21 protein-coding genes, 1 tRNA gene and 1 pseudogene are annotated in these 26,939 nt (G+C 64.2%); 4 read left to right on the top strand and 19 right to left on the bottom strand.

What is annotated here, in order from left to right:
* The first annotated feature begins 184 nt into the window (after positions 1-184).
* Positions 185-6,994 (top strand): beta strand repeat-containing protein, encoded by a 6,810-nt coding sequence (locus tag ACG873_RS24755; RefSeq protein ID WP_394893684.1) that lies wholly within the window; start codon positions 185-187, stop codon positions 6,992-6,994.
* A 126-nt stretch (positions 6,995-7,120) separates the two neighbouring features.
* Here the strand turns inward: ACG873_RS24755 and ACG873_RS24750 are convergent, their stop codons facing one another.
* From ACG873_RS24750 to ACG873_RS24720, 7 genes and pseudogenes are all read right to left on the bottom strand, one after another.
* Positions 7,121-8,191, bottom strand: coding sequence for a hypothetical protein (locus ACG873_RS24750; RefSeq protein ID WP_394888438.1), 1,071 nt, complete (start codon positions 8,189-8,191; stop codon positions 7,121-7,123).
* 99 nt (positions 8,192-8,290) lie between these two features.
* Positions 8,291-9,487, bottom strand: coding sequence for a tyrosine-type recombinase/integrase (locus tag ACG873_RS24745; RefSeq protein WP_394888437.1), 1,197 nt, complete (start codon positions 9,485-9,487; stop codon positions 8,291-8,293).
* A 184-nt stretch (positions 9,488-9,671) separates the two neighbouring features.
* Positions 9,672-9,756: transfer RNA gene (locus ACG873_RS24740), tRNA-Leu, on the bottom strand.
* A gap of 103 nt (positions 9,757-9,859) precedes the next feature.
* A pseudogene (locus tag ACG873_RS24735) lies at positions 9,860-10,481 on the bottom strand (2,3-bisphosphoglycerate-dependent phosphoglycerate mutase).
* Positions 10,482-10,527: 46 nt separating this feature from the next.
* A complete protein-coding gene (dapB, locus tag ACG873_RS24730) occupies positions 10,528-11,340 on the bottom strand; it encodes a 4-hydroxy-tetrahydrodipicolinate reductase (protein WP_394888436.1) in 813 nt (270 codons plus the stop codon).
* Positions 11,337-13,196, bottom strand: coding sequence for an ABC transporter ATP-binding protein (locus ACG873_RS24725; protein ID WP_394888435.1), 1,860 nt, complete (start codon positions 13,194-13,196; stop codon positions 11,337-11,339). Before ACG873_RS24725 ends, dapB begins: the two co-directional genes overlap by 4 nt.
* A 114-nt stretch (positions 13,197-13,310) precedes the next feature.
* Positions 13,311-14,345, bottom strand: coding sequence for a glucokinase (locus tag ACG873_RS24720; protein WP_394888434.1), 1,035 nt, complete (start codon positions 14,343-14,345; stop codon positions 13,311-13,313).
* A 255-nt stretch (positions 14,346-14,600) separates the two neighbouring features.
* Between ACG873_RS24720 and ACG873_RS24715 the strand changes: the two genes are divergently transcribed.
* The gene (locus tag ACG873_RS24715) at positions 14,601-14,864 is read left to right on the top strand and encodes a hypothetical protein (RefSeq protein ID WP_394888433.1); all 264 of its coding nucleotides are present in this window, start codon (positions 14,601-14,603) and stop codon (positions 14,862-14,864) included.
* Positions 14,865-14,871: 7 nt separating this feature from the next.
* Here ACG873_RS24715 and mepA read toward each other — a convergent pair whose 3' ends face one another.
* The 4 genes from mepA to ACG873_RS24695 all read right to left on the bottom strand — a co-directional run bounded on the left by mepA (position 14,872) and on the right by ACG873_RS24695 (position 18,815).
* Positions 14,872-15,951, bottom strand: a complete 1,080-nt coding sequence (gene mepA / locus ACG873_RS24710) for a penicillin-insensitive murein endopeptidase (RefSeq protein ID WP_394888432.1) — start codon at positions 15,949-15,951, stop codon at positions 14,872-14,874.
* Between the two features lie 104 nt (positions 15,952-16,055).
* Positions 16,056-16,967, bottom strand: a complete 912-nt coding sequence (locus ACG873_RS24705) for an SDR family oxidoreductase (protein ID WP_394888431.1) — start codon at positions 16,965-16,967, stop codon at positions 16,056-16,058.
* Positions 16,964-18,142, bottom strand: a complete 1,179-nt coding sequence (queG, locus tag ACG873_RS24700; RefSeq protein ID WP_394888430.1) for a tRNA epoxyqueuosine(34) reductase QueG — start codon at positions 18,140-18,142, stop codon at positions 16,964-16,966. The genes ACG873_RS24705 and queG overlap by 4 nt, the downstream gene beginning before the upstream one ends.
* Positions 18,123-18,815: a glutathione S-transferase family protein gene (locus tag ACG873_RS24695; protein ID WP_394888429.1), complete on the bottom strand. Its 693-nt coding sequence runs from the start codon at positions 18,813-18,815 to the stop codon at positions 18,123-18,125. The genes queG and ACG873_RS24695 overlap by 20 nt, the downstream gene beginning before the upstream one ends.
* Positions 18,816-18,969: 154 nt before the next feature.
* Between ACG873_RS24695 and ACG873_RS24690 the strand changes: the two genes are divergently transcribed.
* Positions 18,970-19,776, top strand: a complete 807-nt coding sequence (locus ACG873_RS24690; protein ID WP_394888428.1) for an undecaprenyl-diphosphate phosphatase — start codon at positions 18,970-18,972, stop codon at positions 19,774-19,776.
* A gap of 1 nt (position 19,777) precedes the next feature.
* Here ACG873_RS24690 and ACG873_RS24685 read toward each other — a convergent pair whose 3' ends face one another.
* The 3 genes from ACG873_RS24685 to ACG873_RS24675 all read right to left on the bottom strand — a co-directional run bounded on the left by ACG873_RS24685 (position 19,778) and on the right by ACG873_RS24675 (position 22,130).
* On the bottom strand, positions 19,778-20,545 hold the full coding sequence (locus ACG873_RS24685) for a sulfite exporter TauE/SafE family protein (protein WP_394888427.1): 768 nt from the start codon (positions 20,543-20,545) through the stop codon (positions 19,778-19,780).
* Between the two features lie 14 nt (positions 20,546-20,559).
* Entirely contained in the window at positions 20,560-21,534 is a 975-nt protein-coding gene (locus tag ACG873_RS24680; protein WP_394888426.1) for a complex I NDUFA9 subunit family protein, read from the bottom strand.
* Positions 21,535-21,677: 143 nt separating this feature from the next.
* Positions 21,678-22,130 carry a DoxX family protein gene (locus ACG873_RS24675; protein WP_394888425.1) on the bottom strand — a complete coding sequence of 151 codons (453 nt, stop codon included), beginning with the start codon at positions 22,128-22,130 and terminating at the stop codon, positions 21,678-21,680.
* 172 nt (positions 22,131-22,302) lie between these two features.
* Here ACG873_RS24675 and ACG873_RS24670 point away from each other — a divergent pair, with 172 nt between their 5' ends.
* Positions 22,303-22,500 carry a CsbD family protein gene (locus ACG873_RS24670; RefSeq protein ID WP_394888424.1) on the top strand — a complete coding sequence of 66 codons (198 nt, stop codon included), beginning with the start codon at positions 22,303-22,305 and terminating at the stop codon, positions 22,498-22,500.
* 60 nt (positions 22,501-22,560) lie between these two features.
* Here the strand turns inward: ACG873_RS24670 and ACG873_RS24665 are convergent, their stop codons facing one another.
* The 5 genes from ACG873_RS24665 to ACG873_RS24645 all read right to left on the bottom strand — a co-directional run bounded on the left by ACG873_RS24665 (position 22,561) and on the right by ACG873_RS24645 (position 26,878).
* Entirely contained in the window at positions 22,561-23,574 is a 1,014-nt protein-coding gene (locus ACG873_RS24665) for an Ldh family oxidoreductase (protein ID WP_394888423.1), read from the bottom strand.
* Between the two features lie 2 nt (positions 23,575-23,576).
* Entirely contained in the window at positions 23,577-24,389 is an 813-nt protein-coding gene (locus ACG873_RS24660; protein WP_394888422.1) for an ABC transporter permease, read from the bottom strand.
* A complete protein-coding gene (locus tag ACG873_RS24655; RefSeq protein WP_394888421.1) occupies positions 24,386-25,054 on the bottom strand; it encodes an ABC transporter permease in 669 nt (222 codons plus the stop codon). Before ACG873_RS24655 ends, ACG873_RS24660 begins: the two co-directional genes overlap by 4 nt.
* A gap of 179 nt (positions 25,055-25,233) precedes the next feature.
* Positions 25,234-26,013, bottom strand: coding sequence for a transporter substrate-binding domain-containing protein (locus tag ACG873_RS24650; RefSeq protein ID WP_394888420.1), 780 nt, complete (start codon positions 26,011-26,013; stop codon positions 25,234-25,236).
* A 52-nt stretch (positions 26,014-26,065) separates the two neighbouring features.
* Complete coding sequence (locus ACG873_RS24645) at positions 26,066-26,878, bottom strand: ABC transporter ATP-binding protein (RefSeq protein ID WP_394888419.1); 813 nt, start codon at positions 26,876-26,878, stop codon at positions 26,066-26,068.
* Between the last annotated feature and the right edge of the window lie 61 nt (positions 26,879-26,939).

The following is a 26,939-nucleotide window of genomic DNA, read 5'->3' as shown; positions in this document are numbered from 1 at the left end:
CTACGACGGAGGCTCTGGAGTTGACACGCTCGTGTTCAACATGACGGCTAGTGAATACGAGCTCTATCAGTCCGCACTTACAACGTTCTATCAAAAATGGCTTTCTGTTCGGTCCGTTGGCAACGGGCAAGTCTCGAATGAAACAGTGACTTTCTCCGTGAATGGAGGAAGCACCGTTCTGAACATGTCCAAGGTTGAGAACCTGACAATCTATGTCGATGGAACTCCGGTAAATCTGGGCGACAATGATCCGGTCGCCATCACGAGTGGAGTTCAGGCCGGCGCTGTTGTCGAAGATGGACCTGCGCTGACTGCGACCGGAAACATTACGTTCGACGATTACGATCTCGCCGATACCCATGTGGTCAGCATCACTGGTGGCCCCGCCTCACCTCTCGGTTCGCTGACATTCGTCACTACTGAACAACCGAACACGATCGGCGGCACGACTGCCTGGACTTACACCCTCAACAACGCTGCAGCCCAATATTTGGCCCAAGGACAGAGTGTAACCGAGACTTACACCGTCACTTTAGATGACGGCCATGGCTCGACCACTGCCGAGACCGTGACCGTCACGGTGACGGGCGTCAACGACGCGCCGGTTGCGGTGGACGACACCGACGCGGGCGACGAGGACACGCTGATCACCGGCTCGGTGGCGGGCAACGACACCGATATCGATGACGGCGCGAGCCTCAGCTATGCGCTGGTCAATCCGGCGCCGGCCGGCCTGACCTTCAACGCCAACGGCAGCTATTCGCTCGACACCACGCACCCCGCCTACCAGCACCTGGCGGCGGGGGCCACGACGGACGTGGTGGTCGCCTACACGGTCTCCGACGGGCTTGGCGGCTCCGACACCGGCCAGCTGACCGTCACGGTGACGGGCGTCAACGACGCGCCGGTTGCGGTGGACGACACCGACGCGGGCGACGAGGACACGCTGATCACCGGCTCGGTGGCGGGCAACGACACCGATATCGATGACGGCGCGAGCCTCAGCTATGCGCTGGTCAATCCGGCGCCGGCCGGCCTGACCTTCAACGCCAACGGCAGCTATTCGCTCGACACCACGCACCCCGCCTACCAGCACCTGGCGGCGGGGGCCACGACGGACGTGGTGGTCGCCTACACGGTCTCCGACGGGCTTGGCGGCTCCGACACCGGCCAGCTGACCGTCACGGTGACGGGCGTCAACGACGCGCCGGTTGCGGTGGACGACACCGACGCGGGCGACGAGGACACGCTGATCACCGGCTCGGTGGCGGGCAACGACACCGATATCGATGACGGCGCGAGCCTCAGCTATGCGCTGGTCAATCCGGCGCCGGCCGGCCTGACCTTCAACGCCAACGGCAGCTATTCGCTCGACACCACGCACCCCGCCTACCAGCACCTGGCGGCGGGGGCCACGACGGACGTGGTGGTCGCCTACACGGTCTCCGACGGGCTTGGCGGCTCCGACACCGGCCAGCTGACCGTCACGGTGACGGGCGTCAACGACGCGCCGGTTGCGGTGGACGACACCGACGCGGGCGACGAGGACACGCTGATCACCGGCTCGGTGGCGGGCAACGACACCGATATCGATGACGGCGCGAGCCTCAGCTATGCGCTGGTCAATCCGGCGCCGGCCGGCCTGACCTTCAACGCCAACGGCAGCTATTCGCTCGACACCACGCACCCCGCCTACCAGCACCTGGCGGCGGGGGCCACGACGGACGTGGTGGTCGCCTACACGGTCTCCGACGGGCTTGGCGGCTCCGACACCGGCCAGCTGACCGTCACGGTGACGGGCGTCAACGACGCGCCGGTTGCGGTGGACGACACCGACGCGGGCGACGAGGACACGCTGATCACCGGCTCGGTGGCGGGCAACGACACCGATATCGATGACGGCGCGAGCCTCAGCTATGCGCTGGTCAATCCGGCGCCGGCCGGCCTGACCTTCAACGCCAACGGCAGCTATTCGCTCGACACCACGCACCCCGCCTACCAGCACCTGGCGGCGGGGGCCACGACGGACGTGGTGGTCGCCTACACGGTCTCCGACGGGCTTGGCGGCTCCGACACCGGCCAGCTGACCGTCACGGTGACGGGCGTCAACGACGCGCCGGTTGCGGTGGACGACACCGACGCGGGCGACGAGGACACGCTGATCACCGGCTCGGTGGCGGGCAACGACACCGATATCGATGACGGCGCGAGCCTCAGCTATGCGCTGGTCAATCCGGCGCCGGCCGGCCTGACCTTCAACGCCAACGGCAGCTATTCGCTCGACACCACGCACCCCGCCTACCAGCACCTGGCGGCGGGGGCCACGACGGACGTGGTGGTCGCCTACACGGTCTCCGACGGGCTTGGCGGCTCCGACACCGGCCAGCTGACCGTCACGGTGACGGGCGTCAACGACGCGCCGGTTGCGGTGGACGACACCGACGCGGGCGACGAGGACACGCTGATCACCGGCTCGGTGGCGGGCAACGACACCGATATCGATGACGGCGCGAGCCTCAGCTATGCGCTGGTCAATCCGGCGCCGGCCGGCCTGACCTTCAACGCCAACGGCAGCTATTCGCTCGACACCACGCACCCCGCCTACCAGCACCTGGCGGCGGGGGCCACGACGGACGTGGTGGTCGCCTACACGGTCTCCGACGGGCTTGGCGGCTCCGACACCGGCCAGCTGACCGTCACGGTGACGGGCGTCAACGACGCGCCGGTTGCGGTGGACGACACCGACGCGGGCGACGAGGACACGCTGATCACCGGCTCGGTGGCGGGCAACGACACCGATATCGATGACGGCGCGAGCCTCAGCTATGCGCTGGTCAATCCGGCGCCGGCCGGCCTGACCTTCAACGCCAACGGCAGCTATTCGCTCGACACCACGCACCCCGCCTACCAGCACCTGGCGGCGGGGGCCACGACGGACGTGGTGGTCGCCTACACGGTCTCCGACGGGCTTGGCGGCTCCGACACCGGCCAGCTGACCGTCACGGTGACGGGCGTCAACGACGCGCCGGTTGCGGTGGACGACACCGACGCGGGCGACGAGGACACGCTGATCACCGGCTCGGTGGCGGGCAACGACACCGATATCGATGACGGCGCGAGCCTCAGCTATGCGCTGGTCAATCCGGCGCCGGCCGGCCTGACCTTCAACGCCAACGGCAGCTATTCGCTCGACACCACGCACCCCGCCTACCAGCACCTGGCGGCGGGGGCCACGACGGACGTGGTGGTCGCCTACACGGTCTCCGACGGGCTTGGCGGCTCCGACACCGGCCAGCTGACCGTCACGGTGACGGGCGTCAACGACGCGCCGGTTGCGGTGGACGACACCGACGCGGGCGACGAGGACACGCTGATCACCGGCTCGGTGGCGGGCAACGACACCGATATCGATGACGGCGCGAGCCTCAGCTATGCGCTGGTCAATCCGGCGCCGGCCGGCCTGACCTTCAACGCCAACGGCAGCTATTCGCTCGACACCACGCACCCCGCCTACCAGCACCTGGCGGCGGGGGCCACGACGGACGTGGTGGTCGCCTACACGGTCTCCGACGGGCTTGGCGGCTCCGACACCGGCCAGCTGACCGTCACGGTGACGGGCGTCAACGACGCGCCGGTTGCGGTGGACGACACCGACGCGGGCGACGAGGACACGCTGATCACCGGCTCGGTGGCGGGCAACGACACCGATATCGATGACGGCGCGAGCCTCAGCTATGCGCTGGTCAATCCGGCGCCGGCCGGCCTGACCTTCAACGCCAACGGCAGCTATTCGCTCGACACCACGCACCCCGCCTACCAGCACCTGGCGGCGGGGGCCACGACGGACGTGGTGGTCGCCTACACGGTCTCCGACGGGCTTGGCGGCTCCGACACCGGCCAGCTGACCGTCACGGTGACGGGCGTCAACGACGCGCCGGTTGCGGTGGACGACACCGACGCGGGCGACGAGGACACGCTGATCACCGGCTCGGTGGCGGGCAACGACACCGATATCGATGACGGCGCGAGCCTCAGCTATGCGCTGGTCAATCCGGCGCCGGCCGGCCTGACCTTCAACGCCAACGGCAGCTATTCGCTCGACACCACGCACCCCGCCTACCAGCACCTGGCGGCGGGGGCCACGACGGACGTGGTGGTCGCCTACACGGTCTCCGACGGGCTTGGCGGCTCCGACACCGGCCAGCTGACCGTCACGGTGACGGGCGTCAACGACGCGCCGGTTGCGGTGGACGACACCGACGCGGGCGACGAGGACACGCTGATCACCGGCTCGGTGGCGGGCAACGACACCGATATCGATGACGGCGCGAGCCTCAGCTATGCGCTGGTCAATCCGGCGCCGGCCGGCCTGACCTTCAACGCCAACGGCAGCTATTCGCTCGACACCACGCACCCCGCCTACCAGCACCTGGCGGCGGGGGCCACGACGGACGTGGTGGTCGCCTACACGGTCTCCGACGGGCTTGGCGGCTCCGACACCGGCCAGCTGACCGTCACGGTGACGGGCGTCAACGACGCGCCGGTTGCGGTGGACGACACCGACGCGGGCGACGAGGACACGCTGATCACCGGCTCGGTGGCGGGCAACGACACCGATATCGATGACGGCGCGAGCCTCAGCTATGCGCTGGTCAATCCGGCGCCGGCCGGCCTGACCTTCAACGCCAACGGCAGCTATTCGCTCGACACCACGCACCCCGCCTACCAGCACCTGGCGGCGGGGGCCACGACGGACGTGGTGGTCGCCTACACGGTCTCCGACGGGCTTGGCGGCTCCGACACCGGCCAGCTGACCGTCACGGTGACGGGCGTCAACGACGCGCCGGTTGCGGTGGACGACACCGACGCGGGCGACGAGGACACGCTGATCACCGGCTCGGTGGCGGGCAACGACACCGATATCGATGACGGCGCGAGCCTCAGCTATGCGCTGGTCAATCCGGCGCCGGCCGGCCTGACCTTCAACGCCAACGGCAGCTATTCGCTCGACACCACGCACCCCGCCTACCAGCACCTGGCGGCGGGGGCCACGACGGACGTGGTGGTCGCCTACACGGTCTCCGACGGGCTTGGCGGCTCCGACACCGGCCAGCTGACCGTCACGGTGACGGGCGTCAACGACGCGCCGGTTGCGGTGGACGACACCGACGCGGGCGACGAGGACACGCTGATCACCGGCTCGGTGGCGGGCAACGACACCGATATCGATGACGGCGCGAGCCTCAGCTATGCGCTGGTCAATCCGGCGCCGGCCGGCCTGACCTTCAACGCCAACGGCAGCTATTCGCTCGACACCACGCACCCCGCCTACCAGCACCTGGCGGCGGGGGCCACGACGGACGTGGTGGTCGCCTACACGGTCTCCGACGGGCTTGGCGGCTCCGACACCGGCCAGCTGACCGTCACGGTGACGGGCGTCAACGACGCGCCGGTTGCGGTGGACGACACCGACGCGGGCGACGAGGACACGCTGATCACCGGCTCGGTGGCGGGCAACGACACCGATATCGATGACGGCGCGAGCCTCAGCTATGCGCTGGTCAATCCGGCGCCGGCCGGCCTGACCTTCAACGCCAACGGCAGCTATTCGCTCGACACCACGCACCCCGCCTACCAGCACCTGGCGGCGGGGGCCACGACGGACGTGGTGGTCGCCTACACGGTCTCCGACGGGCTTGGCGGCTCCGACACCGGCCAGCTGACCGTCACGGTGACGGGCGTCAACGACGCGCCGGTTGCGGATTTGAACGGCGGAGCGGCAGGAAATGATGCGACGGCGAGTTTCATCGAGCAGACAGCCGTTGTCATCGCGCCGTCAGCGACTATCAGCGATGTCGACTCGGCAAACATCACTTCCTTGACGGCAACGTTGGGGGCGCGTCCGGACGGCAACACCGTCGAGTCGCTGTCGCTCAACGCGATGGCCTTGGCGGCGGCGGCCGGCCTTACCGTGACCTATGTCCAGGCAACCGGCGTTCTTTCCATCACAGGCACAGCGATCCTAGCAACCTACCAGACGATCTTGGAGGGCATTCAGTACAACAACATTAGCGATACGCCCAACACGACACCCCGCACAGTGGACATCGTGGTCAGCGACGGCACAGATACCAGCATCTCGCACAGCGTGACCGTTGGGGTGACGCCGGTCAACGACGCGGCGACGGACCTTATCTTCACCTATACAGGGGCGCCTGGAAACTCCTTGCCGAACGGACCGTTCGGTCAAATGTCGGTCGTCGACCCGGATGGCGGGGCTCCAACATACTCATTCTCCTTAACCGGTCTGGCGGCAACGACCCTCACGGGGGGCGTGGCAGCGGACTTCGCTGGAGACCTCGCAGTAAGTTCGACAGGCGTGATAAGCGCCAGCAATCTGGACGACAACCGCGTCTATGAACTTACTGTCCAGGTCACCCAGGGCGCAGCCACTTTCTCCGAAAGCTTCAGCGTCATTACAGGTACAAATGCAGGCGAAACTGTCAGCGGCGGTTACGCGAGCGGCGACGACGTGATCTTTGCACAAGGCGCCGCTGATACGGTACTAGCTGGTTCCGGTAACGACACCGTTTTCGGACAATCGAACAATGATCACATACATGGCGGAACTGGGAATGATAGCCTGACCGGCGGTGGTGGCGATGACACATTTTACTTTGATACCACGCTAGACGCGACCACCAACGTGGACACAATCAATGACTTTGGCGCAAACAACAACGACAAGATCTGGCTGGACAATGCGATCTTTTCGCAGTTGACGTCGACGGGAACGCTGAGCGCCAGCACTTTCGTTTCCAACGCAGGTGGCACCGCCGTCGATGGCAATGATTACATCCTGTACGACACCAACAACGGCAGTCTGTTCTACGATGCCGATGGGAGTGGTGCAGGCGCAAAAATGCAGTTCGCAACACTAACGCTAACAGGCATATCAGGGACAGTGGATGCGAACGATTTCCTTGTGGTTTGATATTGGGGACTTCCGCGCGGGGGACGACCTGCGCTCGACTTGAACAGCCATGAGTAGCACCGGGACCGGAGATGTGCCCACATCACGCAGCTCACAGGGTCTGCTTCTCAGGCGACGACCCATGAGTCATTCGGCACCGGGCAGTAAGTCCTTAGCTTGCTTTAGAAAATTTCGGATAGTGTCGTCATTGAGCGAAATGCCCAGCCTTTCCAAACTATCCGAAAGCTCTTTTGCTATAGGACTTTTTACCGCTTTCGGATCATAGCCGTAGCCATCGACCGCCATCCCAATGATTAGCTTTAGAAGGCTGTCGCGCTCTCTGGTTCCAAGAGGCCGTTCATCCGATGAAGCGAGCTTGGCTTCGAGTACGACAATTCCGGACTCAAGACTTTCAATCCGCTCATCCTTCAGGGCGACCAGTTCGTCACCCTTAGCCAACAGCTTCTGATAGCCTTCGCTGAGCTCGTTCTGGTGGCTGCGCATCTTATCGATTGCTTGGGAATGATCCGCCATTGAGGCCATGTGGGCGGCATGCTTTTCGCGCACACTTGCCTGCGCTTCTTCCGCAATTTTTGTGGCCTTCTCATACAGCGTCTTCCAATCGCAAATCTGAATGCCCAGCGCCTTGACGGCCTCAACCAGTTCAGCGGGCATCGAGAATTGCATGCGTTCCGCCCATGCCAGAAATGTCGAAGGGCTTGTCCGCTCCCACAACTGGCCCATCGTTTGGGCGCGCATGGCTACTTCGCGCTTAGGGGAGAACTCTCTTGCAAATGCTGAGGTCCACAACACGCTCTCGACAGCCTTCCAGGAAGCCACTTTCGGATCTCTGCCCAAGGACAAGGCTACCGCTTCGTCGATGCTCCAATAAGACATCTTCGCCCAATGCTCGAAATTTGCTTTGGCGTATGGCTGATTAAACGGGCGCTGCCCCTCGTCGGAAATCGCTTGTAGGCGCAAGCGCTCATCTTCAATCGGACGCGCAGCTTCGACACGTTCCTCGATCTCCACATCTGTTAGGGCTTCCAGTTCATCCCGATATGCTGTCACCTCAACGGATAGTTCCGCTTTCTTGGCGAGAGACATCTTGGCTAGCAGATTTTTTGTGGCGTCTTCATAGACGCGGAGGTGAGGAAAGCGGCATAGGAGTAGATATTGGATCGGATCAGTCACCCAAAGCGGCTTGAAGGTTGGCACTGCGGCTCCATTCTGAATTACGCTCGGATTGGAGCCATTTTAGCGGTTGCAATCGACGCGTAACCAGCCCCTTCCTTAACTGATTCACAGACTCTTGGATCAGGTCGTGACGCTTGTCCGCATGGCGTCAATTTCCGTTGCCCACCAACCAGCCATTCTCACGCGCTCGTCCCAGTAAGCCGCGCGATGATAGGCGCGGCGAACTTCGTCAGCGCCGACGTGCGCCAATTCCGCCTCGACGGCGTCGGGGAGCCATTTGCCGCTTTCATTTAGAAGTGTTGAAGCCGTGGCGCGGAAACCATGCGCCGTTACTTCGCCTTTCGTGAAGCCCAGCCGGCGCAGCGCCGAGTTAAGCGTGTTTTCGCTAAGCGGGCGCAACGTCGATTGCACGGACGGAAAAGCGAGCCGTCCATGTCCCGTCATCGATTTTAACTCCCGCATTATTTCGACGGCTTGAGATGGCAGCGGCTTCCTGTGCTCCCGCCGCATTTTCGCGCGCGCGGCCGGTATGGTCCACACGCCCTTGTCCAAATCGAATTCACTCCATTCGGCTTGCCTCAACTCGCCGGGCCGCGGATAAAGCAGCGCCATCAATTGCAGCGCCGCCCTTGTCGCCGGTGTGCCTTCATAGCCCCATATCGCCCGCAGCAACCCGCCGAACCCGGCCTTGTCAGTGAACGCGGCCCGGTGCGTCACAACTGGCGCAATCAAAGCGCCTTTGAGGCCAAACGTCGGATCGTTCGACGCGCGTGACGTTGCTATCGCATATCTGAACACCTGCCCGATCGTCGCGCGAAGACGGCGCGCGGTTTCATAGTTTCCCTGCCCTTCGACTTTTCGAAGCGGCACGAGAATTTCGGCCGCGCTGATTTCGGCGATTGGACGGCTTCCGAGATCGGCGCGGGCAATCCCGATCAGCCAACGCTTCTTCGTCAGCGTCGCGTCAGCCTTGCTTTCCCGCGCCATCTTAGCGAGGAATTCGTCGGCAACCGCGTCGAAGGTGCTCGCGCTCGACGCCAGCCGGTGTAGCTTGTCTGTCTTGGCTTGCTGCGCCGGATCGACGCCCGACGCCAGCAGCTTCTTTGCGCCGTCTCTTTTTTGCCGGGCGTCGGCGAGCGAAACGGCGGGATATGCGCCCAGCGCCAGCGTCTTCTGTTTTCCGTCGCAGCGATAGGCTAGCCGCCAGAGCTTTGAACCTTGCGCCGAGACGAGAACATGCAATCCACCGCCGTCGCTATGTTTGGTGGGTGTTCGAGCGGGCTTCAAAGACCGGATCAACGTATCTGTCAGCGGCATTGTTGGTATCCTGAAAGCTCGCGATGTTGGTTTTTGCCTCGATGCCAACGAGAATACCAACAAAGCGCTCGGATGCCAACAAACCTAGCTGGACGCCCACGGACATCCAGACAAAGAAAAAGCCCGGATTGCCGGGCTTCTCGTATCGTTTCTGGACGTTGTAGGACCGTCTGAAACAGCAGTTTGGTGCCCAGAAGAGGACTCGAACCTCCACGCCTCGCGGCACACGGACCTGAACCGTGCGCGTCTACCAATTCCGCCATCTGGGCAGCGCCGCTGATGTAAGCGGGCGCGGCTGGCCTGTCAACGCGCGATTTCCTAAAACTGCGCGCGAACAGGAGGATAGCTTGTCCAGGCTTGCCGCACCTGGAATCAGCCGGCGAGCACCTCTTTCGAGGCGACGGTCGAGATCGGCGTTGAGCTTGTAGATGATCGGAACGCCGGTGCCGAGTTCCAGCTTGACGATGTCCTCACCGGAGGTTCCGTCCAGCGCCATGATCAGCGCGCGCAGCGAATTGCCGTGCGCGGCGACCAGCACCGTTCCTCCGCGCAGCACATGCGGCTGCATGTCGTGCAGGTAATAGGGCCACACGCGCGCGCCCGTGTCCTTGAGGCTTTCGCCGCCGGGCGGCGGCGTGTCGTAGGAGCGGCGCCAGATATGGACCTGCTCCTCGCCCCATTTGGCCCGGGCGTCGTCCTTGTTGAGCCCGTTCAGATCGCCATAGTCGCGCTCGTTGAGCGCGGCGTCCCGGATCGTCTGCAGGTTTTCCTGGCCGACGGCGTCAAGGATATACTGGCAGGTCTTCTGTGCGCGCTTCAGCGCCGAGGTGAAAGCGATATCGAATTTTAGGCCGCGCTCCTTCAGCTTCTGGCCCGCCGCTTTCGCTTCCGCATGGCCCAGCTCGCTCAGATCCACATCGCGCCAGCCGGTGAAAAGGTTCTTCAGGTTCCATTCGCTCTGGCCGTGGCGGACGAGCACCAGTGTTCCGGACATGTCTTACCTCTTTGTTGCCGTGATTAGTGGAGACGGGCGTCTCTGCCTATGAAAGCCCGAGAACGTCCCGCATCGAGTAGAGCCCTGGTTTGCGGGTTCGCGCCCAGAGCGCCGCCTTCACCGCGCCGCGTGCAAAAATCGTACGGTCTTCGGCGCTGTGCGACAGCGTGATCCGCTCGCCCGTGCCGGCGAGTACCACCGAGTGGTCGCCGACCACAGAGCCGCCGCGCAGCGTCGCGAAGCCGATATCGCCGGCGCGCCTGGCGCCGGTATGCCCGTCGCGCACCCGCACGCTGTTTTGCGCGAGAGCGATATTGCGCCCCGTGGCCGCGGCTTCGCCAAGCAGAAGCGCGGTGCCCGAAGGCGCGTCGACCTTGTGGCGGTGATGCATTTCCAGGATCTCAATGTCGAAATCCTCGGGTTCGAGCGCTCGCGCCGCCTGCTCGACCAGCACGGCCAGCAGATTGACGCCGAGGCTCATATTGCCGCTCTTCACGATCGGGGCATGGCGCGCCGCCGCCGCGATCCTGGCGTCGTCCTCGGGCGAGCAGCCGGTGGTGCCGATGACGTGGACAATGCGGGCCTGCGCCGCATAGCCGGAAAATTCGACGGTCGCCGCCGGTATGCTGAAATCGAGCACGCCATCCGCCTTGGCGAAGACCGGCAGCGGATCGTCGGTGATCGGAACGCCAAGCGTGCCGATGCCGGCGAGTTCGCCTGCATCCTTGCCGAGATGGGGCGATCCCGAGCGCGCGATTGCGCCGGCGACCGTGACGCCGGGGATGGAACGCATGGTGCGGATCAGCGTCTGCCCCATTCGGCCGCCTGCTCCTACGACGACGAGACGCATATCGCTCATGCTGTTCTCCCGCGTGCGATCCTGGCTGGCTTGGCCTGCGCGGGTGCCGGCTTGGCCGCCTTCTTGATGTCGTTGACAAGGCCGAGGCCCTTGGCGCTCTGCAGCCGGTGGAAGCGGGAATAGATGCCGTGCGGATTGGCCAGCAGCGACTGGTGCGTGCCTTCCTCGACCAGCCTGCCCTGTTCCAGCACCACGATGCGGTCGGCATTGACCACAGTGGAGAGGCGGTGCGCGATCACGATCGTCGTGCGCCCCTCCATGACCGTTGCAAGCGCATCCTGTACGCGCGCTTCGGATTCATTGTCGAGCGACGACGTCGCCTCGTCGAGAAGCAGGATCGGAGCCTGCCGCACGATGGCGCGCGCGATCGAAATGCGCTGGCGCTGTCCGCCGGACAGCGTAACGCCGTTTTCACCGACCAGCGTGTCGTAGCCGTGCGGCTGCTGCCGAATGAACTCGTCCGCCGCGGCCAGTTGCGCTGCTTCTTCGATTTCCGCATCGGTCGCCGTCTCGCGGCCGTAGCGGATGTTGTCTCGGATCGAGCCTTCGAACAAATAGGGCTGCTGCGAAACATAGGCGATCTGCTGACGCAGCGACTGCTTCGTCACCTTTGAAATGTCCTGGCCATCGATTTCGATGGAGCCTCCGTCGACGTCGTAGAATCGTTCGAGCAACGCTGTCAGCGTCGATTTCCCGGCCCCCGACGTGCCCACGATCGCCGTTGTCTTGCCTGCCTCCGCGACGAAGTCCACGCCATAGAGAACCGGAAGGTTCTCCGCATAGGCGAAGGAGACTTCGTTGAAACGGACCTCGCCCTTTTGCACTTCCAGAGCGGGTGCGCCCGGCTCGTCGCCCTGTTGCGGCTCGAGGTCGAGTATTTCGTAGATCATGCGGGCGTTGACCAGCGAGCGCTCGAGCCCGACCTGCACCCGCGCCAGCCGTCGGGCCGGATCATAGGCAAGCAGCAGCGCGGTGATGAAGGAGAACACCGCGCCGGGCAGTTGCCCGCCATAGGTCGCGCGGTATCCGGCGTAGGCGATCACGCCGGCAATGGCGAAGCCAGCCAGCATTTCGGCGATCGGCGTAAGCCGCTCCGATACGCGCGCGATCTTGTTGGAGCGCGCCTCCGCCGTCGCGATGAGCTTGCTCATCCTACGCGAAAGCTGCTCCTCCATCGTGAACGCCTTGACTACGGCGACACCCTGGGTCGCTTCCTGCATGGCCCCGATCAGGCGCGAGTTGATCTCCACCGCCTGGCGCGTCACGCCCCGCAGGCGCCGCATCAGATAATTCACGGTAAAAACCAGCGGCGGTCCGATCAGAAGGGCAATCATCGACAGGACCGGATCCTGGATGATCATCACGCCCACCAGCGCCACAAGCGAGACCAGATCGCGCGCGATCGCGGTCAGGGTCGTTCCAAGCAGGTCGCGAATGCCGCCGACATTCTGGTTGATCTGTGCTGCAAGCCTGCCGGACCGCATTTCCGTGAAGAAGCCGATGTCGAGCTTCATCAAATGGTCGAAGATCCGCTTCTGGTAGCGGGCGACGAGGTTGTTGCCCACCTTGGCGAGGATCACCGACTGGCTGTATGTGGCCAGTCCGCGAATGGCGAAGGCAGCGATGATGGCCAGGCAGATCAGCATGATCAGGTCGCTGCGCTGCCGGTAGAAAATCTCGTCGACCACATCGCGCATTACCCAGGCGGCGAAAGCGGTCGTCGCCGCTATCGAGACCAAGCAAAGCACCGCCCCGGCATAGTGCCAGGCATATTCGCGGCCGTTCTCGGATATGATCCGCCTGATGACCGCGACGATCTCGCCCGGGTCGGTCTGGCGCTTCTTTCGGTCCGTCAACTCAAATATCCGTCCGCGTCTTGTTGTGCTGCGGCGCACCGCAAGTTCGAGACCCTCTTAGCGCCATCGGTCCGCCTTGCCTATGCCTGCCGCCGAAGAAGCTCGGCTGCGACATCACTGCAACGCAGCCTGCCAGCGCCGTCCCCCGGTTTCAACACCGAACAGTTCCGGCGTGCGGGCATAGGCGGCGAGGCCGGCAAGCGCCGCCAGCGGATGGGTGATCACATAGACCGGCACCGATTTCATGAGATCGTGGTGCGGCGCCTTGTCTTCGAATGCGGCGCGGAAATTGCCGGTCTTCAGCGCCGGCACGATTTTCTGTGCTATGCCGCCGGTCAGGAACACGCCTCCGCGGCTCTTGAACACCAAAGCGAGGTCGCCGGCGGTGCGCCCGAGACAGGTGACGAACAGTTCGAGCGCTTCAGTCGCGACGGGATCGGAACGATCGAGCGCGGCGGCGGTGATCTCGGCCGGTGTGGTCATGGGCGCGGCTTTGCCGTCGGCCTTTGCGACCGCGCGATAGGTGTTGACCAGGCCGCGTCCGCACAGGATCTGCTCACCGGAGACGCGGCCCTCGATCGGCTCGATGTGCGGGAAAACCTCCCGGTCGCGCGCGGTGCGCGGACCTATGTCCATATGGCCGCCCTCGCCGGGCACGGGTATCCACCTGCCGCAGGCATGGATCAGCCCCGCCACGCCGAGCCCGGTGCCGGGACCAAGCACGACCTTGCCCGCATTGGGCTCAGGCTCGCCCCCGCCGATCTTTTCCATGTGCTCCGCGCCGAGCGCAACGACGGCGAGCGCCTGAGCTTCGAAATCGTTGAGAATGACGATGTCGCTGAGGCCGAGCTCGGCCAGCATCGACTTCGGCCGCACGATCCAGGGGCAATTGGTCAGCGCGATCTCGTCGCCGTCGACGGGTCCGGCAATAGCCAGCACGGCCGAGCGGGGCTTGACCGGGGTTTTGTCCAAAACGGCCGAACGGATGGCATCGTCGATCGTGGCGAAACTCGCTGTCTGCACGATACTCGGCTCGCTCGGCTCCGAATTTGCATCGAGAACGATGGCAAAACGCGCATTTGTGCCGCCGACATCGCCGATCAGGATGGGAAATTTCAAGCCTTGTTCCTCGTCTCCGGAAATCGGCATGCTCTTGCGTTCCAGTTGTTTCGGCGCCGGAGAGGCGGACGCCCGACCAGCGGCGACTTTCCTAATGCGACATCTGCCGCAGCGGAGCAACGAACTTGTCTCGCCCACGTGCTTCGCCAAGGTCTAAATCGGTTGAAGGCTATAGACGAGGAGCCGTTCCCGCGAAAGAGGCGGGCTGCGCGCTGTTGCGGCAGGAACGTCTGCTGTCCTCCGGAGTTAGGTCGCGACAGAGAAAATCCGAGAGCGGAGACGAACATGAGTGAAGCGAAAACGACGACCAATCACGACGACATCCGCAAATGGGCCGAAGCGCGCGGCGGCAAGCCTTCGCGGGTGCGCGACAGCGGCGAAGGCGGCATCCTGCGCATCGATTTCGGCGAGCCCGAGGAAGGGTTGGAGGAGATCGGCTGGGACAGATTCTTCGAGATCTTCGACCAGAACAATTTGGCCTTCCTCTATCAGGACAAGACCGAGGAGGGTAGCACCAGCCGTTTCAACAAGCTGGTTAACCGCAGCTAGACCGCCGCTAATCTGCAGGGCGCGGACGCGGCAGCGGCACGCCGAGATCGGGCGTGGGCGCGAAGGCGCTGGCCGCGACCGGCGGCGCGCCGACGATCGTCTCGATCGTGATGGTTTCCGAAGGCGCGGCAGGCGCCGTCGCCACCGCCGTTCCGCCACCGCCGATCGTGACGGCTGCTTCCGAAACAGGTGCGGGCGCTTCCAGCACCGCGCGGCATTCCTTGGGCAGGCTGTTCATCGTCATCAGGTCGCGCGCTTTCGGCGCGTCCGGGTTCTTGTTGGGGCGCCATGGCTCTTCGGTGAACCACCAAGCGAGCGACGCGTCACAGCCGTCTCCGCGCATGGTCTCCGCCTGTTTCTTACAGCCGCTCGATCCCGGCTGGCAGCCGATGCGGATGTGGAAATGAAAGTCGTGGCCCCAGAACGGCCGCACCTTGCGCAGCCAGCTACGGTCGCCCTTCACCGTTTCGCACAGCTTCTTCTTGATTCCGGGGTGAACCAGGATGCGTTCGACCTCGCCATAGCTGGCGGCGCGCCGGAGCAGCCGGGCATGCGCCGGCGTCCAGATACGCTCGTCGACGGTCAGCCCGCCTTTCCTTATCATGGAGGTCGCGCTCGTGTTCTCGCGCTCGACCGCCGAAAGTCGGCGGTCGGGCATCGGCGTCAGCCAGATGTCGGCGTCGAGGCCGATCTGGTGGGAAGCATGGCCGGTCAGCATCGGCCCGCCGCGCGGCTGCGAGATGTCGCCGAGCAACAGGCCAGGCCAGCCGTCTGCAACCGCGTCGCGCGAAAGCTTCTCCACCAGCCGGATCATTGTCGGATGACCCCAGCGGCGATTGCGCGAGAGCCGCATCGCCTGCCAGGTCGGCCCGTCTGTCGCGATTGCGAGTCCGCCCGAAAAGCAGCCCTTGGAATAGAAGCCGTAGGATCTGGCGGCGGTGGCGGCCGGCAGTTTCTGGCTGCCGAAAAGAACCTTGGCCAATTGTTCGGCACTGGCCTGCGGCGGAGCTGCCGTAAACATGGCAAGGCCTGCGGCGAGCGCCATCGCAAGGCGCTTTGTCGATCCAGCTGACAATTTCATGCGCATTCCCGCGTATTTTTAAGCCCCGACCCCAACCTTGAAAGCTGCTGGTTACTGAAACGTGAATCGGCAGTGTCCCAAATCATACCACGACCTGAGCCGGTTTTCGATCACGACCTTCCGATCGGGCTGCGTGCGTCCTCTCGCCCTGCGCCCTTCCAGTTCCCTTCGGCCCACATCGCATCGAACGCCGCTTTGTAGTTCGGGAACCGGAAGGTGTAGCCGGCCTGCTTGAGAGCGGCGTTGGAAACGCGCTTGTTTTCGCCGTAGAACGACCGCGCCATCGGGGATAATTCAGCGGTTTCGAAGGGCGTCTCGGGCGGCGGCTCGATGCCCATCAGGCCGGCCGCATAGGCAACGACATCCTGCGGCGGAGCGGGCAGATCGTCGGTGACATTGAAAACGCCGCCGCGATCGAGACCGGCGAGATGCCACAGCGCGCCGGCGATGTCGGCCACGTGGATGCGGTTGAACACCTGGTTCGGCTTGACCAGCCGCCTCGCCGTCCCTTCGGACAGATTGACGAAGGCGTTGCGGCCGGGCCCGTAAATGCCGGCAAGGCGCAGGACCGCGACCGGAACGCCGGCTTCACGGCCAAGCTCCAGCCATTCCTGCTCCGCCTGGAGGCGCAATGTGGAGCGGCGCGAAACCGGGCGGCATTCGCTGGTCTCGTCGACCCACGCCCCACCATGGTCGCCATAGACGCCGACCGTGGAGAGATATCCGATCCATTTGAGTTCGGGCATTTTCGCCACGATCAGGTCGCGCGCCGCATTCAGCACCGGGTCTCCGGCCTCGTCGGGCGCGGTCGAGACGATGACGTGGCTGGCGCCTCGCAGAGCGTCAGTGAGTTCGGGCGTCATCTGGCCGGAAAACAGGTGAGGCTCGATTCCGGCCCGTCTCAGCCGATCGAATTTCTCGCGCGAGCGCGTCGTGCCCGCGATCCCGGTTTCTGGATCGCGGTTTGCGGCTGCGAAGGCCTGGGCTGAATAGCCGGCGCCGAAGATGAAAAAGCTGCTCATGCGTGGCTCTTGATCCTTCCGGTGGCTTCGAGTGCTTTATTCCATTCGGCGATTACGTCCGCGGCGCCTTCTTCCGCCATCCTGCCGGCGGCGAGTTCGGCGAAACTCCGCGCATCCAGCAGCCGCGAAAGCGCCCAGACCGCCGCGCCGCGCACCAGCGCCGAAGCGTCGTCGAGATGTGCTTTGCACCGCGCCATCAAACCGGTCTCGCCGGAATTGCCGGCCGCGACCAGCACGTTGCGCAGGAATCGATCGCGGCCGATGCGCTTGATCGGCGAACCCGAAAAGAGGACCCTGAAGGCGGCGTCGTCAAGCGACAGCAGGTCGGCGAGAGCCGGTTCGCGCAGGTCGTCGCGCGCGGCGAGCTTCGCTTCCGACGCGGCGCGCGCGAACTTGTTCCAGGGGCAGGCGGCCAGGCAATCGTCGCAGCCATAGATGCGGTTGCCGATCGCCTGCCTGAATTCGTGCGGTATCGGGCCCTTGTTCTCGATGGTGAGATAAGAAATACAGCGCCGCGCATCGAGCCGGTAGGGCGCCGGAAAGGCGTCCGTGGGGCAGACGTCGAGGCAGGCGCGGCATGAGCCGCAATGATCTTCCTCCCTTGCGTCCGGTGCAAGCTCGGCGGTGGTGAAGATGCTGCCCAAAAACAGCCAGGAGCCATGTTCGCGGCTGACCAGATTGGTGTGCTTGCCTTGCCAGCCGAGCCCGGCCGCCTCGGCCAGCGGCTTTTCCATGACCGGCGCGGTGTCGACGAAGACCTTCACGTCGACGCCGGCCTGCGCTGCGATCTTGCCGGCGATCTGCTTCAGCCGGCCCTTCATGACATCGTGATAGTCGCGGTTCTGCGCGTAGACCGAGATCGCCCCGCGATCGGGCTTCTCGAGCACCTCGCCGGGATCATAGTCCGGACCGTAATTCATGGCGAGCACGATGATTGAGCGCACATCGGGCCACAGCGTCCTCGGGTTTGCCCGGCGCAGCATGGTTTCCTCGATCCACTCCATCGAGCCGTGGAAACCTTCGGCGATGAACTCGGAGAGGCGGGCCGGCGCAAGCGGGATCGCGTCCGGCGAAACGACGGCGACAGCGTCGAAACCGGCCAGTCTCGCCTCGCGGTCGATCATCCGCCGCAGGCGCTCGCTCCGTGGGGGCTTTTCAGAAATCGAGGTCCGCATAGTGAGACACCGGCGAAAGGCCGCGCACCCTGTCGCCCAGCAGCGGACGGAACGAGGGCCGCGATTTCACGCGAGTATACCATTCGCGCGCGGCATTGTGGTCGCGCCAGTCCACCTCGCCGAGGTAGTCGAGCACGGAAATCGCCGCGGCTGCGGCGAGGTCGGCATAGGTTATCCTCGGTCCGGCCAGCCAATGCCGCGTTCCGGCCAGCCAGTTCGTATACTTCATATGCTGGCGGATGTTGGCGCGGGCGGCGCGGATCGCGGCCGAATCGGGCGAACCGCCGCCCTGTATTTCCGACATCAGCGGCTTCAGCACCCGTTCGCGCACCAGATGCCGGGTCACCTCGCCGTCGGTCTTGATCAGATACCAGTCGACCAGGCGGCGAATTTCGGCCCGCTCCATGGGATCTTCGGCGAACAGCCGCTTCTCGCGCTTCAGAACGCCGCGGGTCTCGTCGAGATATTCGGCGATCACGCCGGCGCCGACGATCGGCACATCGCCCTCGGCAAGCAGGACAGGCAGCGTGCCTGCGGCATTAAGCGCCAGGAATTCCTTGCGCCGGGTCCATGGCTTCTCCTCGATCAGGGCCAATTCCTCGCCATACTCGCCGAAGGCAAGGCGGACGAAACGGCACGAAGCGAACATAGGATGGTGGAAAAGCGTCAGCATGGTCCTGCGATAAAAAGCGCGCTGGTCAATTGCCGGTGGCGCGGGTAGATCATGACCCGCCCGATCGACGGGCCGTCAAGGCGTCCGACCTATAGGGGGACTTCCGCGCCGTGACAAGCAAACGCCGACCAATCGCGATTCAGCCGGGAGACACATGGAAAGCCAGACGATCGTGGAAGCGCTGTTGCTCGGCCTGCTCGAAGGGTTGACCGAGTTCATACCGGTGTCCTCGACGGGGCACATCCTCCTGGCCGGGCATTTCCTCGGTTTCGAATCGACCGGCAAGACCTTCGAAGTCCTGATCCAACTCGGCGCGATCCTGGCCATTTTGACCGTCTATTCCGCCCGGCTGTGGCGGATTGCCGTCGATCTGCCGGGATCCGCCAAAACCCGGCATTTCGTGCTCGGCATCCTCGTCGCCTTCCTGCCTGCGGCGGTCATCGGCGCGCTGGCGCACGGCTTCATCAAAACCGTGCTGTTCGAAACGCCGAAGCTGATCTGCATCATGCTAATCATCGGCGGCTTCGTGCTGTTGTGGGTCGACCGTCTGACGCTCAAGCCGAAATACTACGACGTGATGCAGTTTCCGCTCTCGCTCTGCTTCAAGATCGGGCTGGTTCAATGCCTTTCGATGATTCCCGGCACGTCGCGGTCCGGAGCGACGATCATAGGCTCGCTGCTGATGGGCGCCGACAAGCGCTCGGCGGCCGAGTTCTCGTTCTTCCTCGCCATGCCGACCATGGCTGGCGCCTTCGCCTACGACCTTTTCAAGAACCGCGACATACTGTCATTGGCCGATCTGCCGGTGATCGTGACCGGTTTCATCGCGGCCTTCATCATGGCGGTCGTCGTGGTCCGCTCGCTGCTCGGCTACGTCTCGAGCCACGGCTACGCGCTGTTCGGCTGGTGGCGGCTGATCGTCGGCAGCGCCGGCCTCGCCGCGCTTTATCTGGTGGGTTAATTTAAAACATTCCTGCCAGCCCGCGCCTCAGCAGGTCGAGCGCAAGGATGGTGATGCCGATGCGGAACCATCTCTTGAAGGTTTCTTCCGGCATGCTCTCGAGCATCCTCGTGCCGTAAAGCGTGCCGAGAAAGCCCGAGGCGATCATCGCCGCGATTAGCGGCAACCAGTCGCCGAAGGCGAAGCCGGCAAAACCGAACACCACGATTTTCAGCGCGTGCTGCACCGTCATGCCGGCCGCATGCGTGGCCACCAGCGCCTTGCGGTCGTTGGCGAATATCTGCGCGAACACCGCCGAAAGCAGCGGTCCGGTCGCGCCGACGAACATTGTCATCAAAGCCAGCGCGGCGCTCGCCACGGCGAGACCGGCCCGGCCCAGCCGCTCGATGCCCGGGATTTTCGTCCACGTCACCGCGATGATGAAGCCGCCGAGCACCAGCTTGAGCAGCGCGTCTGGCAGCTGGACGACTAGGAAGGCGCCGCCGACCGCCCCGACAACGCTGCCGGCGATGAAGGGAATGGCGACATCGGTGCGGACATTGGCGCGCTGGTGCCAGGCGCGGCCGGTATTGGAGCCCAGCTGCACCGCGCCATGCACCGGGATCAGCGCCGCTACCGGAACGAACAGCCCCATCAGCGCAAGCATTGCGATGCCGCCGCCGACGCCGAAGGCGGCGGTCAGCGCCGAGGTGAAGAAACTGGCGACGACAAGCAGCGCCGCAACAGTGGCGCTCAGCCCTTCTGGAAGCAGGGCGGCGAGTGACTCCACCGCCCGGCCCTCGGTCAGGCTTCGGTCTTCTGCGAAAACTGTCCGGCGGGGCGGTAGCGCCAGAGATAGGTCGGCAGGATCGCCGCGGTGGAGCGGCCCTGTATGCCGAGGGCGGCCAGCGTGCGCCGTTCAGCTTCGGCCTCCGCCGAGACGACATTGTTAGTCTTCAGCAGCGTCACCTGGTCCGTGGTCAGGAGCGGCTTGGGCAGCAGGCCGAGGATCGATCCCTGCAGCCTTGCCAACCACCATGGCAGCGTCGCCAGGATCCGCTTGCGGCCGATCGTCTCGAGCATCTGTTCCATGCATTCCCTGAAGCTCATGATCCGCGGCCCGCCGAGTTCGTAGATCGTGCCGCCCTTGACCTTTCCGTCGACGGAACGCGCGATCGCTTCGGCGACATCACCGACATAGACCGGCTGGAATTTTGTCTTGCCGCCGCCGATCAACGGCAGCACTGGCGAATACCGCGCCATGTTGGCGAAGCGGTTGAAGAAGCCGTCTTCCGGACCGAACATGATCGATGGACGATAGATCACCGCGTCGGGAACGGTTTCGAGAACGGCAAGTTCGCCGCGCGCCTTGGTCTTGGCATAGCTCGCCTCGCCCTTGGGGTCGGCTCCCAGCGCCGAGACGTGGGTCAGGCCCGCGCCGGCCGAACGCGCCGCCTCGGCGACCGCGCGGGCGCCGACATCCTGCACGGTCGAGAATTTCTGCCGGCCCGATTCGTAGAGGATGCCGACCAGGTTGACGACGTGGTCGGCCCCCTGCACCGCGCGGTCCACCGACCAGCGCACACGCAGATTGGCCTGTATAGGCTGGATCTGCCCGACATTTCCGAGCGGCTGCAAATGCCCCGCCAGATGCGGCCGCCGGCAGGCGACGCGGACCCGATAGCCACGCTTGGCCAAGGCCTGCACGACATGGCGGCCCAGAAAGCCGGAGCCGCCGAAAACGGTCACGAGCTTCGGCGTTTGCAGTATTTCGGTCATGGCGGGCTCCGGTCGCTTTCGCCGTGTCATAATCGGTTTCTCGGCAAAGGCAAAGAGCGCGGACGTGGCTGCGCCGAATGCAAAGCCCACGGAATGGCTCCCGCAGGGCCTGCAGTCTCGTGTGCGGAGAGAACGGCGTCCGGTCAGAATTCCTTGCCGATCCTGGCGTCGACCGAGTGGCGGTTGCCGCCGCGGATGACGAAGAAGAAAAACACCGCCGACCACAGGATCGACTTTTCGGCTCCCGTATAGCCCTGTTCCTTCGTGACCCAGTGGAACCATACGGTGACGAGCAGGACGATCAGCGCCGCGAAGGAGGCCGGCCGGGTCAGCAGGCCGATGGCGATCAGTATGCCGCCGAAGAACTCCGTGAACGACAGCAGCGGCGACCAGAACGTGCCCGGATAGAAGCCGAGCCCCTCGACCATTCCGGCAGCGCCGAACGGGTCGCCTATCTTGCCCAGGCCGTGGGTGAACAGCGCCACGCCCGCAACGACCCGAAGCAGCGTTTCGGCGCTGTCGTGCAGGCCGGCATACACGCCGCGTAGGGCTGGAATGAGCAGGCGCTTGCCTGATGTCTGTGTCGCTACGGCCAAATCGAATGCTCCTTTGTTGCAGTGCGCAAAAACTTGGAGCGAAGCCGTTCACGGTCAAGTCAACAAGGTTTGATCCGATCCTGCATCTTCCGGTTGTGCGGAACCCAGGCAGTGACGGGCCGTTGTTCCTTCGAAGGCCGTCCAGGCCGATGAACCCTGAAAGGAGACGGAGATGAACTGGAATCAGGTCGAAGGCAATTGGGAGCAGTTCAAGGGCAAGGTGCAGAGCAAATGGGGCAAGCTCACCAATGACGATCTCGATGTCATAAGCGGCAAGCGCAAGGAACTGGCTGGGCGCATCCAGAAGGCCTACGGCAAGTCTCAGGAGGACGCCGAGCGCGAAATCGACGAGTGGCTGACCCGCCATTAGAGCGCCGTGCGTCCTTTCGGATGCGCAAGGATCGCCGACGTGGCGGTCAGCCGGCGGTGTTCATGGCTTTAAGGCCGCGGCCCGCCGCGTGATCGCCTCGTGGACCGTGCGCGGAACGGAAAGACCCGCCTCGCGGGAATTCCGCCGCGCCTCGGCCTTGGCCAAACCCGGAATATGGACTCCGTAATCGTCGGCAAGCCGGCGGAGTTGCGCGGCCATCCGGATGTCGAAATCCGGATCCAGCAGTTTCGGCTCGATGGCGAGCACGAACAACCCCGTACCGGGGGATTGCGAGCCGGTCATGAAGGGCGGCGCGTCCAGCGACCAGTTTGCGCCCGACAGCCCGGCTGAGAGAACTTCCACCATCAAGGCGATGTTCGCGCCGCGGCTTCCGCCAAAGGCGAGCAGCGTGCCCTTGACCGCTGCGCTCGCATTGGTCGTCGGGTTGCCCGCCGCATCCAGCGCCCAGCCCTCCGGAATGCTTTGGCCGGCATGGGCCGCCTTGCGGATGTTTACGAAAGCGGTGGCGCTGGAGGACTGGTCGATCAGCAGCGGCGGGCCTCCCGCGGCCGGGGCTGCGAAGGCCAGCGGATTGGTGCAATAGACCGGCTTCGTGCCGCCGGCCCCCGCAACCAGCGCCGGCCCGTTGGTAGCCGCTATCGAAACCAGCCCTCGCTCAGCCAGGCGTCCTGCGAAATAGCCGAGTGCGCCGCAGGTATAGGCGTTCTTCTGGCTGAAGATGGCGACGCCGAATTTCCGGGCCGTGTCGACAAGGTCGTCGAACGCGCGGTCGAAACCGGGATGCGCCGCGCCGCCTTTGGCGTCGGACAGGATGATAGCGCCGGCCGGGCGCGTGATCTCGGGCACGGCATTGCCGTCGATGCGGCCAGCTTCCAATGCCTCGAGATAGTCGACGAAATGCGCCAATCCGACTGACGCCTTCCCCTCGGCTTCGGCGGCGACAGCGGATCTGGCCATCGAAACAGCAACCTCAGCATTTGCACCGGCACGCCTCGCTGCGCTTTCGCAGAGCGCCAGCGCTTCTTCCATGCCGATCGTCACGGTTCCGGTCATGTCTAGCCCAGCCGCGTCGGGATTTTCGCTTCGAGCTTGCGGAAGGCGAAGACGATGATGCCGGTTATGCAGAGATAGATCAGAGCGAGCAGCAGCAAGGGCTCATAGACGATGAACGTGTCCTGACGCACCCGCGAGGCGACGGCGTATATATCGACGACGGTGATGGTCGCTACCAGCGGCGTCGCTTTGAGCAGAAGCACCGTCTCGCCGGCAAGCGTCGGCAGCACGCTGTAGATCGCCTGCGGCAGCCAGATGCGCCGGAAGATCGTCCGCCGGCGCATACCATAGGCGCGCGCCGCCTCCAGTTGGCCGCGCGGCACGCCGGCGAAGGCGCCGCGCATGACCTCGCCGACATAACCGCCGACGGAGAACGTGAGCGCCAGCACCGCATAGGGCCATGCCTGCCTGAGATAGGGCCAGAGAAACGAGCCGCGGACCCAGGGAAACTGCGGAAACAGCGAACCCAGCCCGTAATAAAGCAGCCAGAGCTGGAGCAGCAGCGGCGTGCCCCGGATCACGGTGCAGAAGGCGTTGGCCGGCCATGCCAGCCAGCGCGGGCCTGTTACCTGGACGAGGCCAAGCGGAACCGCCAGCGCAAAGCCGAGTATCCCGGTGACGATGAGGATCCAGATCGTCCGCCAGATGCCCTGGAGCGCCAGGTCGTAATAGGCCGGGATCCAGTCCCAGCGCATGAAGATTGCGGCCGACGCGACCAGCCCCAGGCCCACGGCGATCAGCACGATGCGATGCGGCTGCAGCCAGAGCGAAGCACGCGCTGCGGTATCGACGAGGCTGCTTGTGTGCGTGCTCATTGGCCGCCCCCGGCGATCCGCGGCATGCCGCGCCGGGCCCAGCGCTCCACCTGGGCGATGATGACGTTGGAGAACAGCGTCAGCAGGAGATACAGCACGCCTGCCGCCAGGAAGAAGGTGAAGTAGGCCTTGGTCTGGCCGGCCGCGGTCCTGGTCTCCTGGGTGAGTTCGTTGAAGCCGACGATCGCCAGCAGGGCAGTATCCTTGGTCGCGATCAGCCAGAGATTGGCGAGCCCGGGTATGGCGAAGGGCAGCATCGCGGGCAGGGTTATGCGGCGCATGAGTAGTCCGGGCGACATACCGTAGGCGCGGGCGGCTTCGATCTGGCCCTGGGGGATGGCAAGGATGGCGCCGCGAATGACCTCGGTCGAATAGGCGCCCTGCACGAATGCCAGCACCCAGATGCCGGCGACAAGGCCGTTGATGTCGATGCGTGCGTAGCCGAGCGCGTCCAGCGCCCGGTTGATCAGGTCGTTTCCGGCGAAATAGAGCAGCAGGATCAGCACCAGCTCCGGCACTGCGCGGACGATGGTGGTGTAGACCTCCAGGAGGTCGCGCACGATCGGCCCGCCATACAGCTTGCCATAGGCGCCGCCGGTGCCGATGGCGAGGCCGAAGCCGAAGGCCCCCACCGCGATGAGCACCGAATTGGCCAGCCCGCGCAACAGATTGCCGCCCCAGCCCGGCGAGCTCGAGCGCCAGGAGATCGAAAATGCTCGCCTGCGACAGCGGAAGAAGAAACGCTTCGATCGGCCCGGTCCTGCTTATTCGAGCGGGTAGCCCGCTTCCTTGTGGCTGCGGCTGCGACGGACTTCTCATCCGCGCAGCCGCCCATCACAGCCGATCAGCTGCCGTAAATGTCGAAGTCGAAGTACTTCTTGGTGATCTCGTCATATTTGCCGTTGGCGCGTATGGCCTTGATCGCGGCGTTGATCTTTTCCTTGAGTTCCGTGTCCTCCTTGCGCACGCCTGCGCCCACGCCAGGCCCAAGGATTTCGAGATCTTCGGCGACATGGCCCTTGAGGTCGCAGCAGGCCATTCCCTGCTCGGATTTCAGGAAGGCGTCGAGCGCGATCGAATCGGCCTGTGTTGCGTCGATGCGTCCTGCCGCGAGATCCTGGTTGGCCTCGTCCTGGGTCTGGTATTCCTTGATCTCGGCGGCCTCGGTGAAATACTTCTTGGCGTAAGCCGAGTGCGTCGTGGAAACCTGGACGCCGATGATCTTGCCCTTGAGGTCTGCTGGCGTCGCGCCGAATTTTTCACTCTTGGGGCCAACGATCGCGGTCGGCGTGTTGTAGTACTTGTCCGAGAAGTCGATCGTCTTCTTGCGCTCCTCAGTGATCGACATCGAGTTCATGATCGCGTCGATTTTCTTCGTCGTCAGCGCCGGAATGAGGCCGTCCCACGGGATCGGCGTCAATTCGCATTCGAATTTTGCCTCGGCGCAGATCGCGTGGACGATCTCCACTTCCCAACCTGTCCATTTACCCGAGGCGTCGGCCGAATAGAACGGCGGATAGGCTTCCGGCGAGAAGCCGACCTTGACCGGTTCGGCATTGGCGGCGGCGAGGCTAGCAATGCCGAGCGCCAGCGCCAGCGCTGTGGTTTTGAGGATGTTTTTCATGTCACGAACTCCCATTTTGTTTTTCGTTGATGTTCCCGGTATTCGCCCGCAATCAGTGGATGCTGCGGATGAATTGTTTCAGCTTTTCGGACTTCGGGTTGCCGAAAATCTGCTCCGGCGGTCCTTCCTCCTCGACCAGCCCGTTGTAGAGGTAGATGACATGGCTCGCGACCTGGCGGGCGAACTTCATCTCATGCGTCACCAGCACCATGGTGCGGCCTTCCCGCGCCAGATCGGCGATCACCTTCAGCACCTCGCCGACCAGTTCGGGGTCGAGCGCAGAAGTCGGCTCGTCGAAAAGCATGACGCGCGGCTGGACCGCCAGCGCCCGGGCGATCGCCCCGCGCTGCTGCTGGCCGCCCGACAGAAAGGCCGGATAGACATCGCGCTTTTCCGAGAGCCCCACCCGTTCCAGCAGCTTTTCCGCGCCGGCGATGGCTTCGTTGCGTTTTACGCCGAGCACATGCACCGGCACCTCGATGACGTTTTCGATCAGCGTCATGTGGCTCCATAGATTGAAGCTCTGGAAAACCATGCCGAGCCTGGAGCGGATGCGCTCGATCTGGCGGCGGTCGGCCGGCACGCTGCCGCCATGGCCATCCGGTTTCAGCCGGATCTCCTCGCCATTGACGCGGATGAGGCCGCTGGTGGGGTTTTCCAGGCAGTTGATGCAGCGCAGCAGCGTCGACTTGCCCGAGCCGCTGCCGCCGATGATCGCCACGACCTCGCCGTCGCGCGCCGACATCGAGACACCTTTCAGCACATGCAACTGGCCGAACTTCTTGTGCAGGTTCTCGACGTGAATGGCTTCGGCCGCCTCATTGGCTGCGTCTGCCGAAAGCGCCGCTGCATCGGCATTGCTCATGCCGTGTAGCCCTTGCGGCGATTTCGATTCCGATGGAATCCCGTACCCATTACCAAGTCAC

It is taken from the genome of Allomesorhizobium aridi (genome assembly GCF_043769475.1).
In the GTDB taxonomy this organism is placed as follows: domain Bacteria; phylum Pseudomonadota; class Alphaproteobacteria; order Rhizobiales; family Rhizobiaceae; genus Allomesorhizobium.
This window is presented reverse-complemented; position numbering and strand designations above follow the sequence as displayed.

Excerpts from the sequence above, each read along its gene's own strand:
- ACG873_RS24645 (WP_394888419.1), bottom strand. The coding sequence starts at position 26,878 with ATGAGCAATGCCGATGCAGCGGCGCTTTCGGCAGACGCAGCCAATGAG.
- dapB (WP_394888436.1), bottom strand. The coding sequence starts at position 11,340 with ATGAGCGATATGCGTCTCGTCGTCGTAGGAGCAGGCGGCCGAATGGGG.
- ACG873_RS24705 (WP_394888431.1), bottom strand. The coding sequence starts at position 16,967 with ATGAGCAGCTTTTTCATCTTCGGCGCCGGCTATTCAGCCCAGGCCTTC.
- ACG873_RS24680 (WP_394888426.1), bottom strand. The coding sequence starts at position 21,534 with ATGACCGAAATACTGCAAACGCCGAAGCTCGTGACCGTTTTCGGCGGC.
- ACG873_RS24755 (WP_394893684.1), top strand. The coding sequence starts at position 185 with ATGTCCAAGGTTGAGAACCTGACAATCTATGTCGATGGAACTCCGGTA.
- ACG873_RS24715 (WP_394888433.1), top strand. The coding sequence starts at position 14,601 with ATGAGTGAAGCGAAAACGACGACCAATCACGACGACATCCGCAAATGG.
- ACG873_RS24650 (WP_394888420.1), bottom strand. The coding sequence starts at position 26,013 with ATGAAAAACATCCTCAAAACCACAGCGCTGGCGCTGGCGCTCGGCATT.
- queG (WP_394888430.1), bottom strand. The coding sequence starts at position 18,142 with ATGCGGACCTCGATTTCTGAAAAGCCCCCACGGAGCGAGCGCCTGCGG.
- mepA (WP_394888432.1), bottom strand. The coding sequence starts at position 15,951 with ATGCGCATGAAATTGTCAGCTGGATCGACAAAGCGCCTTGCGATGGCG.
- ACG873_RS24695 (WP_394888429.1), bottom strand. The coding sequence starts at position 18,815 with ATGCTGACGCTTTTCCACCATCCTATGTTCGCTTCGTGCCGTTTCGTC.
- ACG873_RS24670 (WP_394888424.1), top strand. The coding sequence starts at position 22,303 with ATGAACTGGAATCAGGTCGAAGGCAATTGGGAGCAGTTCAAGGGCAAG.
- ACG873_RS24745 (WP_394888437.1), bottom strand. The coding sequence starts at position 9,487 with ATGCCGCTGACAGATACGTTGATCCGGTCTTTGAAGCCCGCTCGAACA.
- ACG873_RS24665 (WP_394888423.1), bottom strand. The coding sequence starts at position 23,574 with ATGACCGGAACCGTGACGATCGGCATGGAAGAAGCGCTGGCGCTCTGC.
- ACG873_RS24690 (WP_394888428.1), top strand. The coding sequence starts at position 18,970 with ATGGAAAGCCAGACGATCGTGGAAGCGCTGTTGCTCGGCCTGCTCGAA.
- ACG873_RS24660 (WP_394888422.1), bottom strand. The coding sequence starts at position 24,389 with ATGAGCACGCACACAAGCAGCCTCGTCGATACCGCAGCGCGTGCTTCG.
- ACG873_RS24720 (WP_394888434.1), bottom strand. The coding sequence starts at position 14,345 with ATGCCGATTTCCGGAGACGAGGAACAAGGCTTGAAATTTCCCATCCTG.